This window comes from Psychrobacillus sp. FSL K6-2843 (assembly GCF_038626375.1).
Taxonomy (GTDB): Bacteria; Bacillota; Bacilli; order Bacillales_A; family Planococcaceae; genus Psychrobacillus; species Psychrobacillus faecigallinarum.
The window spans coordinates 1,689,031-1,702,275 of sequence record NZ_CP152021.1; the positions used below are offsets into that span (position 1 = coordinate 1,689,031).

Annotated in this window: 19 protein-coding genes and 2 pseudogenes; 16 read left to right on the forward strand and 5 right to left on the reverse strand. The window is 32.4% G+C overall.

From position 1 onward, the window contains the following. Window positions 1-4: 4 nt before the first annotated feature. From MKY94_RS08350 to dnaN, 15 genes and pseudogenes are all read left to right on the forward strand, one after another. A complete protein-coding gene (locus tag MKY94_RS08350) occupies window positions 5-262 on the forward strand; it encodes a hypothetical protein (protein WP_342578461.1) in 258 nt (85 codons plus the stop codon). A gap of 155 nt (window positions 263-417) precedes the next feature. Beyond that, a pseudogene (locus tag MKY94_RS08355) lies at window positions 418-723 on the forward strand (HNH endonuclease). A gap of 136 nt (window positions 724-859) precedes the next feature. After that, the gene (locus MKY94_RS08360; RefSeq protein ID WP_342578670.1) at window positions 860-1,195 is read left to right on the forward strand and encodes a P27 family phage terminase small subunit; all 336 of its coding nucleotides are present in this window, start codon (window positions 860-862) and stop codon (window positions 1,193-1,195) included. Further along, window positions 1,192-1,689, forward strand: a complete 498-nt coding sequence (locus MKY94_RS08365; RefSeq protein ID WP_342578463.1) for a hypothetical protein — start codon at window positions 1,192-1,194, stop codon at window positions 1,687-1,689. Before MKY94_RS08360 ends, MKY94_RS08365 begins: the two co-directional genes overlap by 4 nt. A 10-nt stretch (window positions 1,690-1,699) precedes the next feature. Beyond that, window positions 1,700-1,981 carry a hypothetical protein gene (locus MKY94_RS08370; protein WP_342578464.1) on the forward strand — a complete coding sequence of 94 codons (282 nt, stop codon included), beginning with the start codon at window positions 1,700-1,702 and terminating at the stop codon, window positions 1,979-1,981. Further along, a complete protein-coding gene (locus tag MKY94_RS08375) occupies window positions 1,982-2,269 on the forward strand; it encodes a hypothetical protein (RefSeq protein ID WP_342578465.1) in 288 nt (95 codons plus the stop codon). It begins immediately after the preceding gene. Between the two features lie 138 nt (window positions 2,270-2,407). Beyond that, the gene (locus MKY94_RS08380; protein WP_342578466.1) at window positions 2,408-3,016 is read left to right on the forward strand and encodes a histidine phosphatase family protein; all 609 of its coding nucleotides are present in this window, start codon (window positions 2,408-2,410) and stop codon (window positions 3,014-3,016) included. A gap of 291 nt (window positions 3,017-3,307) precedes the next feature. Beyond that, window positions 3,308-3,514 (forward strand): annotated as a pseudogene (locus tag MKY94_RS08385) (hemolysin XhlA family protein); the annotation flags it as partial. A 12-nt stretch (window positions 3,515-3,526) separates the two neighbouring features. Further along, complete coding sequence (locus MKY94_RS08390) at window positions 3,527-3,787, forward strand: phage holin (RefSeq protein ID WP_154310985.1); 261 nt, start codon at window positions 3,527-3,529, stop codon at window positions 3,785-3,787. Continuing rightward, on the forward strand, window positions 3,788-4,456 hold the full coding sequence (locus MKY94_RS08395) for a M15 family metallopeptidase (RefSeq protein ID WP_342578467.1): 669 nt from the start codon (window positions 3,788-3,790) through the stop codon (window positions 4,454-4,456). 557 nt (window positions 4,457-5,013) lie between these two features. After that, window positions 5,014-5,511: a sigma-70 family RNA polymerase sigma factor gene (locus tag MKY94_RS08400; RefSeq protein WP_154310982.1), complete on the forward strand. Its 498-nt coding sequence runs from the start codon at window positions 5,014-5,016 to the stop codon at window positions 5,509-5,511. Beyond that, complete coding sequence (locus MKY94_RS08405; protein ID WP_342578469.1) at window positions 5,501-6,148, forward strand: zf-HC2 domain-containing protein; 648 nt, start codon at window positions 5,501-5,503, stop codon at window positions 6,146-6,148. Before MKY94_RS08400 ends, MKY94_RS08405 begins: the two co-directional genes overlap by 11 nt. Before the next feature lie 407 nt (window positions 6,149-6,555). Next, entirely contained in the window at window positions 6,556-6,942 is a 387-nt protein-coding gene (locus tag MKY94_RS08410; protein ID WP_342578470.1) for a hypothetical protein, read from the forward strand. Between the two features lie 728 nt (window positions 6,943-7,670). Beyond that, window positions 7,671-7,817 carry a hypothetical protein gene (locus tag MKY94_RS08415; protein ID WP_154310979.1) on the forward strand — a complete coding sequence of 49 codons (147 nt, stop codon included), beginning with the start codon at window positions 7,671-7,673 and terminating at the stop codon, window positions 7,815-7,817. A 512-nt stretch (window positions 7,818-8,329) separates the two neighbouring features. Beyond that, window positions 8,330-9,460 (forward strand): DNA polymerase III subunit beta, encoded by a 1,131-nt coding sequence (dnaN, locus tag MKY94_RS08420; protein WP_342578471.1) that lies wholly within the window; start codon window positions 8,330-8,332, stop codon window positions 9,458-9,460. 148 nt (window positions 9,461-9,608) lie between these two features. Here the strand turns inward: dnaN and MKY94_RS08425 are convergent, their stop codons facing one another. The 3 genes from MKY94_RS08425 to MKY94_RS08435 form a co-directional block, all read right to left on the reverse strand. After that, entirely contained in the window at window positions 9,609-9,788 is a 180-nt protein-coding gene (locus MKY94_RS08425; protein ID WP_151110252.1) for a hypothetical protein, read from the reverse strand. Window positions 9,789-10,270: 482 nt separating this feature from the next. Continuing rightward, window positions 10,271-10,420, reverse strand: a complete 150-nt coding sequence (locus MKY94_RS08430) for a hypothetical protein (RefSeq protein ID WP_154310977.1) — start codon at window positions 10,418-10,420, stop codon at window positions 10,271-10,273. Window positions 10,421-10,966: 546 nt separating this feature from the next. Continuing rightward, the gene (locus MKY94_RS08435; RefSeq protein ID WP_144537082.1) at window positions 10,967-11,881 is read right to left on the reverse strand and encodes an iron-hydroxamate ABC transporter substrate-binding protein; all 915 of its coding nucleotides are present in this window, start codon (window positions 11,879-11,881) and stop codon (window positions 10,967-10,969) included. 268 nt (window positions 11,882-12,149) lie between these two features. Between MKY94_RS08435 and MKY94_RS08440 the strand changes: the two genes are divergently transcribed. Next, the gene (locus MKY94_RS08440; protein WP_144537080.1) at window positions 12,150-12,377 is read left to right on the forward strand and encodes a lactate dehydrogenase; all 228 of its coding nucleotides are present in this window, start codon (window positions 12,150-12,152) and stop codon (window positions 12,375-12,377) included. Between the two features lie 133 nt (window positions 12,378-12,510). Here MKY94_RS08440 and MKY94_RS08445 read toward each other — a convergent pair whose 3' ends face one another. Further along, window positions 12,511-12,942: a hypothetical protein gene (locus MKY94_RS08445; protein WP_342578474.1), complete on the reverse strand. Its 432-nt coding sequence runs from the start codon at window positions 12,940-12,942 to the stop codon at window positions 12,511-12,513. A 31-nt stretch (window positions 12,943-12,973) separates the two neighbouring features. Beyond that, window positions 12,974-13,165 (reverse strand): hypothetical protein, encoded by a 192-nt coding sequence (locus tag MKY94_RS08450; RefSeq protein ID WP_191697408.1) that lies wholly within the window; start codon window positions 13,163-13,165, stop codon window positions 12,974-12,976. Between the last annotated feature and the right edge of the window lie 80 nt (window positions 13,166-13,245).

Genomic DNA, 13,245 nt, shown 5'->3' on the forward strand with positions numbered 1-13,245 from the left:
ACGGATGGAGATTGCTAAACAAATTGAAATTCATCAATATTGTGATGAAATGTGGCAGAGACTTATAGATGAACGTGGTAAATACACAAACGATATTGATGACGAAGTATTAAACAGTGCTGCAGAAAAATTCGAAATAACTGCTGAAGAAGCTGAAGCTATATTCAATAAAATCGATAAAATTAAAGTTGAACTAAGTGGTGAGTTTACTGCAGAGAATATTCGCAAAGCTATTGAAGAATACGAAAAAACTAACAAATAAAACATTAAAGTCACATCCATTCGGGTGTGGCTTTTTATTATGCCTAAAAGGTGGTGATTTAAATTATCTTCGAGCTATCGGTTAAATAGTAAATATGATTGTGGAGGGATGATTCATTGTATGTATCACCAGAAAGATTACAAGAACTAATAGCCATTATTAAAACTAGTAATCATCTAGCATTCTATTCAACAAAAGAATAGAAACATACTCGCAGTGAAGTACGTAAGCGAGACAACAATGAATGTCAGGAATGTAAACGACAAGGAAAAGTATTCACAAATAAAACTGAGCCAGATAAACGAAAGAGATTAGACGTGGATCACATCAAAGAGCTGGAATATTATCCGGAACTTTGTTTATCAATGAATAACCTTGAGACACTTTGCTTACGTTGTCACAATGTAAAACACAATCGTTATGTGAAGAAAGATAATAAATGGAACGACGAACAATGGTAGAGTACCCCCGGCCTAAAAGGTTTCAGGAATGTTGGGGGAACTGTCAACGGTAGGGGTGTCTGCTGTCCAAAATTATTGAAAAAATCCACGTTATATTAGGGGGTTAAAAATAGAGGGGGGTGTTTGAGTGAGTGGGATGGTAAAAGTCACAGATTTAGAAAAGCAGATGTTGGGGAGAGTGGATCCATTTGATATGTTGGAAATAAGCAAGGTTAAGCGTTACATCTCTATTGAAAAGCAAATTAGAAAGTTGCAACAAGCCATAAATAAAGAGGGTGTAATGGTAACAACGGTTAATGCTTCCCAAGAATTTATCAAAGCAAATCCAGCTTTAAATGAATTGAATAAGCTCACAAAAACATTGATTGCCCTCGAAAATTCAATCAAATTTACTAGTCTACCCGAAGCATTGCCGGATATAGATTTAAACTCGAAGGATAATGACGAACCAAAAGTCAGTGATCTATATTGATTCATCAAAAATACGTTGATCTTTATATTAATTCATGGAGGAAAGGATTATTTATTTTCAACCGGGAGCGTATTGACCTGGTTAGACAATTAGAAAGTGAAGTCCTGATTCGTGATGATATTTATTTCGATGAAGAGCAAATCGAAAAATGTATAAACTATATTGAAAAATGGTATTTCAAACTAGATCTATTTCAAAAGTTTATTATCGCATTTATATTTTTGAAATATAAAAAACGAGACAAGTTATTTTACAAAGATATCGTGATTGTAATTGCACGTGGTAATGGTAAGAATGGTTTAATATCTGGTCTTGCTGATTACTTTATCAGCCCAGGACATGGCATTGAAGGATACAATGTAGATGTTGTGGCCAACAGTGAGGACCAGGCGGAAACATCGGTTAAAGAAGTCTATAACATGAAAGAAAAAAATAAGAATTTCATGAAGACCTTCTTCTCCTGGACTAAAACAAAAATAACCGGATACTATTGAAGCAAGTGGCGTGTATGAAGTCTTCGAGTCGGAAACTGGTGTATTTGTATCTCTCAAAGAGGAGTACAAAAGTTACTACCTAACGGTGTTTGCTACTGTAAACATGCAAGGACAAGAAATAACTCAAGTAATAGAATATGACCCTGGAATTTTTGGTAATATGTCCATTCCAATGGAAGGCATGACCCCCGAAGGAAACATGATGAAGTTAGATTATACTCATCTAGGAGTTATTATTAGTAAGTTGCCATTTAATGTGATTACTCCAGGTTCATTTGTTAAAGCATATTGAGTGAACTTTGTATTAAAGGAAATACCTGTTGAGACAAAGGATGTTATGTATGCTTTTGTAGGGAATACAAAGGAAAATATTAAAGGACTCAGTTGTATATCACTAAAATTTATCACCAACATTTCAAATTTTCGAGAAGATTTTATGAATGATATTGCATTCGAGTCTTCCGGTGAAACCACAGAATTATATCCTGTTGCTAATGGTCTATCCTATCATTATGGTAATTTAGTACAAGTAGTGGATGGAGTAGTCACGTCTGTATTAGCAAATAATGATATTAGTTAAATCTAATATAAAAAAAGTTGCTATTAATTCTTAAAAAACTAATAGATTGGACACTAACAGTAATTAAAATTATTCACATGTCATTTCATATTTTCATTTTTATTTAGAATAATTTAAAATGAAAAAGGGGGAGAGAATATGAATCAAACAATTTACTTATTTAGGCATGGAGAGACCCAGTATAACACTCAAGGACGTTACCAAGGAGAACTTGACTCTACATTAACCGAAGATGGTATAAATCAGGTCAAAATGAATGCAAGAATATTAAAAAGTTTAATTAAAGATCCAAATGAATGGGAAATTATTTCAAGTCCGCTTGGAAGAGCAGTAGAAAGCACCAAGATCATATGCGAAACAATAGGTTATGAGTTTTCTAAGGTTAAAATTGATATTCGCTTAAGTGAAGTTGCTGTGGGATCATGGGCAGGATTGACTTTAGAACAAATTGAAGTCGGTTGGAAAAATAACATGGAGAACACAAATTTATATAATTGGTACTTTAATTCTCCTGATGGAGAAAGTTATGATACAGTCGTGAAGAGGTTATCTAGTTGGTTTAAAGACATAGAAAATTTACCTAATGTTATCGTGGTTTCTCATGGACTAACAGGGAGGGTTCTTCGAGGAGTTTATAGTAATTTGAGTAAAGAAGAGGCGCTAAAACTTGAGGTGTCGCAACGTACCTTCTTTAAGTTATCTGAACAAAATGTTCATAAAATTAGCTCTGATTTCGATGACTTTTAAGAAAGTCAAAGGAGTAGATGTTTTGTTTTAAAGTGCTGCATTTCTTAGTGCACAGTTAATCGATTTAAATTTACGATTAGAATATTAATAGGTTTAGTAAACAAGGCAATATTGAAATAGAGAATATATTAGTAGGAACGTTCCAATATGGAGCGTTCTTTTTTAATAGAAAATATGTTTTCAAGGGGGCAGTACATGGACAAGGAGGCGGAGAACATGGATGTGTGGAAGGAAAAAGTTCAGCAAGACATTGCAGAATTATAAAATGGACAAACCGTCTTAAAAAGTGAGCAAGACCGAATGAAGCAAGACATCCACAAACTAGAATTATCGGATCAGCTGCAGAACCAAGAGATTAATACTATCAAATCTACATTATCTGAAATCAAGGAAGATACAAATTGGATTAGACGTAAAATCACTGGTGCACTTATTACTGCGGTAATAACAGCAGTCGTTGGAGGAATTGTTGGTATTGCAATAGCAAATATATTCTAGGAGGAATAACACATGAAAATTAACTGGAAAGTACGTTTCAAACACAAACCATTTTTAATATCTTTATTCGCATTAGTGATGTTACTTGCCCAACAGGTAGCATCTTTTTTTGGATTCGATACAACGATTTACAATGAGCAAGCAACAGATTTGTTTAATACAGTCTTAGCAATCCTAGTGTTACTAGGAGTAGTTTCAGACCCAACAACAGAAGGAGTTTCAGACAGTAAGCAAGCCATGTTTTACAAAAAACCACGTGATGAGGTGAAATAAATGGTTGTAGCACTTGAGGAATTAATCAGACGATCCGTTAATCGAATTGGTGCTGTTCATCCTTCTCTGAAGGAATACACAATAGAGTTAATTAAACGATGCTACAAAGAAGATATTTATGTTCAAATATCATCTGGATTTCGTTCAAATGAGGACCAAGCTTATATATATGGTCAAGGGAGACCAAATTATATTTGGAATGGTAAAAAGTATGGTTTAAAAGGAAGTATTGTATCTAATGCTCAACCAGGAACGTCCATCCACAATTATGGTCTAGCTATTGATTACTTTTTAGTCAGTGATGATGGTAATAAATCATTGTGGACAGTTAATGATAAATGGAAACGTGTGGCAGCTATTGCTAAATCAATGGGGTTTGAATGGGGTGGAGATTGGAAGAGCTTTAAAGATTATCCTCATTTGCAATACAACAAAGGATTAAGCATAGCCCAATTGAAGGCTGGACATAGACCTATTTTTCCATCATTGAAAGCGGTAGAAGGGGTTACTAATACTGATAAAATTATGTGGGGCAAGACCGAACTTAAAAAAGGTCAAATCGGTAAGCTGATAATCCTGAAACCTATTAATCTGTGGAAGGACTCTCCACATACTTCTAATAAATTAGAAAAAGTTCGTGTATTGAATCCAGGTGAGGAATATAGCTAATGATATTGCAGATGGAACTATTACTATTTCTAAGACTATAAGAAGTGTATTCGTAGGAGCTTATAATATGGTTGTAGGGCGTTCTAAGAGAATCTTGGATACTTCTTAATCTGTGGAAGAAAAACCTCATCTAAGCAATCCTGTGACTTTCTTTGATTGGTTAAATGAGAAACCTTCTGACTGGGAATCTATTGAGAGCAAGCCTGTGTATTTAGAAAATTGGTTGGAGTGGTAAGTTTTTTTCATAAGTAGTGATTCCAACTATCGCGAGCAAACTATATATAGGCAGTATAACAATAGCCCCCCTTGAGTAATAGGTAGACGCTATTTGACGCTTACAAAAAAATGATAGCTATTTAAGTTTCGTGCAATAAAAATACTTTATAATATTCCGATCAATTTTCTTTGGTTGAAATGATAAGATAAAATGATTTAGTCACAAAAATAAAAAATAAAAATTGTTGTAACGAATCAACAAATTTCTGGATATATAGATGGTTGACTTTCAAAAATATTGGTTCAGTATAGCAAAATTCTCATTAGAAAGGAGGTAAATCGTGGATAAAGAAAATATATATCAAGAATATGGGGACTTTATTTTTAGGTATTTATTAACCCTTACAAATGATGGTCAATCTGCTGAAGAATTAACGCAAGAGACGTTCTATCAAGCCATTAAGTCCATTGACAACTTTCATCATAATGGAAAAGCAAAATTTTCAACATGGCTATGTTCAATTGCCAAAAACGTTTGGTTACAAGAAATGAATCGCGAAAAAAACAAGCACAAGTTGGTAAACTCATTAAGTGATGAAACGCCTATTTCTTATAATTTAGAAGATGAATATTTTAAAAATGAAGACAAAATTAGTTTTTATAAAAAAGCTCAACTACTGAGTGACATTAAACGTGAAATACTTTATCTCAGATTATTAGGGGATTTATCTTTTAAAGAGATTGGCTCCATTTTAGGCGGAACAGAAAACTGGGCAAGAGTAACATTTTACCGAGCAAAACAACAAATTGGAAAAGGTGGGGAAGATTATGAATCATAGTGTATTTAGAGATTTAGTCCCGAGCTACATAGAAAATTTAACAAGCGAAGAAACAAATAATGAAATCGAAAAACATATGGAACAATGTGAGGATTGCCGACAGTATGTAAAGGAAATGCAGGAAGATTTGTTGGTAGAACATACCGATGAGAAAAAAAAGGAGGAGAAAGGTATCGACTATTTTAAAAAGGTACGATCAAAAAACAGAAAAAAGATTTTCATTATTGTAGGATCACTACTATCCATTTTCATTGGTTGTTTCTTCTTCTTCGACCAAATGTGGATTGCAAATGAAAAAAATGTGCAAACATCCATCAAACAACAAGGTACAATGGTTACGCTGTCCTTTCAAACGAAAAATGACAATCGATATATTTTACCAATGAGTTTTAGGGGACAGAAGTATATCTATGAGATCATTATTTATGAAAAATGGAATGATCTTTCAAAACCAGCCAGTATTTTCAAAGATGGAAGTCCTGTCACGTTTACATTTTTAGATGCAAACACATTAATACTAGACAATGGTGAAGAAATGAAACTTACAGATGAAGACAAAATACTCATTCAATATAAAAACAGTACGGAAGAGATACGATTAAAGGATTTATACGATCCAGAAGATAAAAGAAAATGACATGAACATGAATAAGAAAGAACTAGCTGCTACATTAACCTGAGATTATTGTTCCAAAAATCGTCCTTTTCTGAACGAATTTACACCAGATATGTTAGTTGTATGCGAACGTTTTAAAAAAGTATATCCAAAATAAAATAGTTAAATTACTTTAGTGTGTGTGGGTAGATTAGTTCATGTTAATATAGCTATTCAACTAACCGGTGCTTAAGTAAAAAGACAATCAAATAAAAATGAGCTTGGAGATACATTTTCCAGCTCATTTTTTATTGTGTAAATTAAATCAATCCTTATATAATGATACTCGTACCAAGGCCAGGCTTATATAAAATTGGTTGGTATGGTAGTAATTAGATTATTATAAGTAATATAAAATCCTCTCATAATGTAACTAGGAGGATGATCATATGTTAAAGATTCTTTTAAAAAGGATATTTACAGTCTTTATTTTAATATTAACCATTACCACAACTGCCCATGCAAGTGACTCATCTAAAGAAGAAGGCACGGTAATTTATCATGTTAAATACGATTATGATGAAATATCGAAATTTTTGAGAATGAGCAGAGAAGAATACGAGCAAAAGTGGAACCAAGGTTTATCTATATTTGATATGGCTAAAGAACAAGGCATAGAAAGAAGAGAAGTTGAAGGATATTTTTATACTTTTCACTATGAAGAGATGCAGAAGTGGAGGAAAGAAGGTCCATTGACAGAAAAACATTATTTTCACTTGGTATATAATTTAGCTGAAGAAATCGAAGATTTTATAGATAGAAATCCAAATAAATAAATTTAAAATAAAAAAAAAGACCACCAAAATGTAGTGGTCTCAACGTTTTTCAATAATTAATCTCACCCCATAATCCACCCCATAAATACCCCATTTTTATTTTTAGGCTGTAGAATCACATGTTAAATGATTTCTTGAAAACCTTGTTTTGTCTACATTTTTAATACTATATAGTTCTATACATTAGGCAGTATGTCATCCGTACGACTGTATACCCATGGGAACGTGAGCAATATTTGAAGATGTATTAATAGTAAAGCGTTGGGGCTGTAAGGCTCCAACGCTTTTTTGTATATTGTAAATGAGGTTATTGGTATGAATTTAAAATGCTACCACATTTCTTTCACGAAATTATTCATATTCTTTCATGTACTCATCAAATTTGTCAATTGAACGTGCAGCAGTCTTTTAAGATATGCACATACATCCGTTGTAATTTGCTTAGATCCACGCTCCAGTCGTTCCTGCATAAATTTCATATGCGCCAGCCTTCATAACTGCTTATATATATCTTGTTTAATGAATGGGCAAAGAGAGCTTAGAAATAGAAACTTTAAGAACGATAAAGCTTCTTTGGTTGCAATAGAAGAAATAAAAAATCACATCCAAACCGACGTAGTTTTTTATTTTTAAAAATTAAAAATAATATAAAAAATAAAGGGTTTTGGGTAAAAAAAGTAGAATATAACAATTGAAAGATAAAAATGAACTAAAAAGGAGGTAAAATTATGAAAATTAAAAAGAAGTTATTATCGATTGTTGCTTTGCTTATTGTAAGTTTATCTTTTGGAGCAGGGGCAAGCGCTCAACACGTTGGCGAAGGTGATGGTCCTAGGCCAATATGTACTAATAATGGTCATTGTTACTATCCATAATAAGATTTTTAAAAGTTTTTTGAGCATCTCTTCGGAGGTGCTTTTTATTATGAGAAAGAGGATAAGGAATTAATAAGTGAAGCTAATTGCTCTAGGAAATAGGGTGATGAAGTTCCAATAATAGTGGCATAAAATCAGATTAATAAAAAACCATTAAAGGAACAAATCTTTTCCTGTCTCTTTGAACAAAAATAGTTCATGAAGTCACATTCAATACAAAGTGCTGCTTTTTATTATGCTTTAGAAGTGGTGATAAAATGTTTTTCTATAAAACTAAATTGTGGTGGTCTAAACACACCAAGGTTTTAAAAAGTGATATGTAATGTTCCGAGTATTATTAAACTCCTATGAATGATTCCAGTTAGGAAGGGACAGGCTCTGATGCACCGTAGTGATAGGAGTCTGACTAACGGATGGTCTATATTTTTTTCTAAATCATATTACAAAAAGCAGGAGTTATAGTTTAATTTGTCGAATTAGTTTCACTTACATTAAAAAGAGGTGGGTCAACTATGGAATTTATAATAGATAATGAATGTTTTAATAAGGCAATATCAGATGTTAATAGAGCAGTATCTTTAAAAACAACCTTTCCTATACTGACAGGTATTAAGATAATTGCAAATAATAATGGTTTAACCCTTGTCGGTAGCAATTCAGATTTTATTATTGAAAAGGTTATTCCTTTAATGATTGATGGAAGGAAAGTATTGGAAGTTTATAATCCTGGCAGTGTTGTAATTTCAGCAAAGTTTTTAAGCGAAATTGTTAAGAAATTGCCCGAGAAAATACATATAAAAGTAAACGAAAAACATTTAGTTACCATACAATCCAATGAAATAGTAACCAACTTATACGGATTTGATGCAGAAGAATATCCCACTCTTCCTCAAATAGATGAAAATAAACATGTTACAATTTCTAGTGAGGATCTAATAGAGGCCATTAGACAAACTGTTTTTGCAGTTTCAAAAAGCGAGGCTAGACCTGTCTTAACAGGAGTTAACATGTCAGTCAAAGATAGCAGGCTTAAGTGTGTAGCAACAAATTCTCAACGTTTAGCTTTAAGAGAGGTTGCAATAAACTCCAATGTAGATGGAACTTTCATTGTACCAAGTACAAGTTTAAATGAACTAATTAAAATAATTAATAATGAACATAGTGTATTAAATATTTTTTTTACAGACCGGTATATGATTTGTAAATCAAATACACTTTCATTTTTTTCTAGATTAATTGATGGAATTTACCCAAATGTTTCAGGATTACTTCCAGAAAACTCGAAAACAACAATTACTCTCAGTACAAATCAACTATTAAAAAGTATAGATAGAGCTTGTCTCTTTGCGAGTGAATGGAAAAATAATAATGTACATCTAGAAATCATGAATGATTTAAAAATACAAATTTCCTCAAACTCGTCGGAAATAGGGAAAATAGAAGAAACTTTGAACATTAAGGCTATTACAGGTGAAACTAACTTAAATATTTCAATTGATGGGAGTTTTTTAATGGACGCATTAAAAGCAATCAAGGAAGAAGAGATAAGAATAAGTTTTGGCGGTTCTATGAGACCAATCCTAATTGAACCTATTGACAATTTATCTTATCTTCATCTTATTTCACCTGTTCGTTCCTATTAAATAGTACAATTTAGAATGCAAATTAAAATGTACTTTTGTAATTTTTTCATTTAAGGAGCTTAGGCTCTTTTTTTGTTGAAATTCAACTAATAAATATGTTAACACTGTACACAGTTGTAAGTTTAAAAAACATAAAAAAAGACCTTCTTCAAGGTCTAATCAGCTTTAGTTCGCTATTCACATGTTCACGAATGAGAAGTAATTCAATAACATCCTGAGATGAATATGAGTAAGGTGCATTATCAGGAATAAGCTCATTGAATTGTCTAACCAAGTCATTAAGGGTGTCTACATAAAAGTCATTTAAATGTAATTCAAATTTTATCAATATTGTTCTCCTTCTTCTTTTTTAGAAGCATGAACCATTCTCTATAATTTTATTCAATTAGTAGTGAAATACATGCATTAAAAATTAAGAAAATAAAAAAGGACCTTTATCTAAGGTCCTCATGTAAACTGAGATGAGAGTAAAATAAATTTCTCAGTTGTTATTTAGCTTATGTAAGTAACAATTTATTGTACAGGCATGACTACTGTAAAAATACAAAATTTCTTTCAAAATTAAAGAAGTTGACTTCTTTTAATAACATCTCTGAACAATACAATAGCGCCAGAGATTGAAACAAGCGCTATTGTATTAAATGATTAAGGCCTGTCTAAACATGGCGCAGATGCACCAGTGCCACAATTAAAAGCTGATGCCGGACTTTGGCCGATTAAAAATGCTGTTAGGCATAAAACAGAGATAAAAAGTTTAATGTTTTTTCGTCCTACCCACTTAATATTAGAGTGTAATCACTTTTACAATAATCACAAATCCTTAGGTACACAAGGGGCGTTACTATAATCAGGCTTACAAATTGGAGGTGCTTGTACAGTTGCTGCTGAAGCAATTGTTGTAGATGATAAAGCAAACACAAAGCCAAAAGCGAGTAGTAACTTAGTTATTCTCTTTTTCATTATTTTCACCATCCTTTCAAATATACGTAAATTATAGACAATGATAGCAATTTATTCATCGGTCATTTTGAGTGAATTTTCAGTGAATTAAGTAGTGCTTACTAATTAGTGTAATTGACTTTCTAATAGGTAAATATTATTGTGTCGTTAGAATTTATTTCAGTAGATACATCAAAGAAAAGATGAATGTTGATATACTAATTGGAGTTAACAAGCAATTTTATGTGGTGCAAAATAAAGAGTATTAAACTCTAATAAGATAGACAACATATTATAGCGGCAGGCGACGACTCCATCGGGGGAAGGGAGATAGATAAGCCATCAAAAATGACGCGTGAGCGACGGTGATGGCTTATCCCACCGCGGAAAGTGGAATTCAATTATACTTTGTTCATTGTAAAGTTACTAATTCTTTAGAAATTGAATCAATTGTAAAAAACAATCAGCTTCAGGTAAAATACCATCAACTGATTGTTTAAATTAGTATTCTTCATATCTAAAAATATGCAATCGTACTTACATTAAAGATGTGAGCTTTCTCTAGTATTATTTCTGTAAAAAGGAGCTTTCAAAAAAATCAAGCAAAGTATCTAGAGTAATTGGATCACTGTAAGTAGAAGCTTTTGTGTTTATTTCATATACTTGACCGTTTTTGACGGCAGGGATGTTCTTCCATAAATCTGTTTCTAAAAAAGAGTTATCTACATCAGGATTTTTGCTAAAAATTACATAGTCTCCAGCGAATTCAGGAAGTAATTCTGTGGAAAATGTATATATACCAGATTCAAGAGCCAATTCCTCCACTTTTTCCGGCATTTTTAGACCCATGGCTTGATATAAAATTTCAGTGCCACGTGCATAATTATTTCCGAAAACATAAAACTCCTTATTACCACTTTCAATAACAGAAACAGTAGCATCTTCACCAATTTTCGCTTTAATAGCCTCTCCAGTGGATGCCGCGCGTGATTTAAAATCCTCAATCCATTCTTTAGCTTCTTTTTCTTTGTTCAGCAGCTTTCCAATTTCCAACTGCTGATCTAAATAGTCCAGTTTTCCCCATGTAAAAACAACAGTCGGTGCGATTTCATTTAATTTATCAATATTATTCATATGCGAGCCTGCTATAATCAGGTCTGGATCTAATTCAATTATTTTCTCTAGGTTTTCCTCTGTTACAACTTCTACTCCATCAAGTCTTTCTTGAAAAAGAGGGTTCATCTTCGTCCAGTCGTCAATTCCAACGATATTAGCATCTAAAGCCAGTGCGTTTGGGCCATTTGTAAGAGTTATTACTCTTTGGGGATCTGTAGGAACCTCAATAGGTCCAGTTTCAGATTCATATGTAAAAGTATCCGACTTTGTCTCTCCTTCAGTTTCTTCCTTGTTCGTGTCATTGTTCCCACATGCTGCAAGTAAAAGCACTAAGAAAAATAAGGATGTTATAAATAGCTTTTTCATCATGTAAAACTCCTTTTTTGTCATTTGTATTTTAAGAAAAGTTGATATTAATTAGTAATGATAATCATTTTCAATTAACTCTCATAAATATTAATTCTATTATTAAAAATTGTCAATAATATTTTATTTTCATGGTTGGAAATACATGTGTAATATCACAAGTAGAAAAATAATTTACTGGTCCTAATAGAGGAGGATAAAAAGCTTCTCAAATATTTTTAGTATTTCTGGACAAACTACTAAAAGAGGTTACGAAGGAGGGATAAAGATGGAAATATTATTGAATAGGATTCATGAAGGAATTGAATATCTTACTTCACAAGGTAAACAAATTAACTTAATAAAAATGAACCCTGACATTTTTGATTCTTTGACGCAAGACGAACTTCCTAATGTTAAAATATGTAACGATGCCACAACGATTTTTGGAGTTTCAATGGAAGCAGATGAGAACGTAGAAAAATATGAATTCATTATATCTAGGCCACTTAACTAAAAATAGAAAGGGACCTCTTTGTATAAAATAGAGGTCCCTTTCAACATATACAGCTACTGTCTAATAGATTGCAAGGAAGAGGAATGTACCGATTAATAATCGGCTTCACAAAATCTATTGGACTGGAAATTTATTATCTATACTTTTCTAAATCACTTAAGGCTTTTTGCAAGCCTTCCTCGATGCTTTCATTTAAATCTGTTTGGTATACATAAAAGATTAAGCCATTATGGAATTCGTATAGATTATAGGACACAACATTCATGTTTTCCGTCTCTTTTTTAAATTCTTTAAGCCCTTTTTTCCGATCTTCCTCAGAAGGGTAGATATAGATTAAGAATGGTTTGTTATCTAGCAAATATATATTTGGTTTTATGCCGTTTAGCTTATTGCCAAAAATATTACCAAAAATATTACCAATCCTCTCCTTTGGCTCTTCTAGAGTAAGGTGCTGATTTTCAAGGGAGCCAATTACGTCCTTTAAGGTAATAACTTTAGGATCTTGCCCTTGGCAAGCAGTTATTAACACAAATAGAGTGAATAAGAATAAGTAAGCCTTCCTCATCTTAATGCTCCTTATCATTTGTTGTTCTATCTCATTTTGATTTGAATAGTAAGCCTTTGCCGACATACTTACGATAACCCCATATACCGAATGACATGATAGCCACACCTATCATTAGTAATAAGATATAGTCAAAGGAATTTACGTTTATTATTTGATTAAGTGATATACCTATAAGGAGACCACTTATCCCGGCAAATAAAGACCAAAAGAAACGTTTCATTCTATAATCCTCCTCTAAAGTACTGTTAACATTAACAGTCATTTTACTCTACTATCTATATTCTACAAATATTTCCAAAA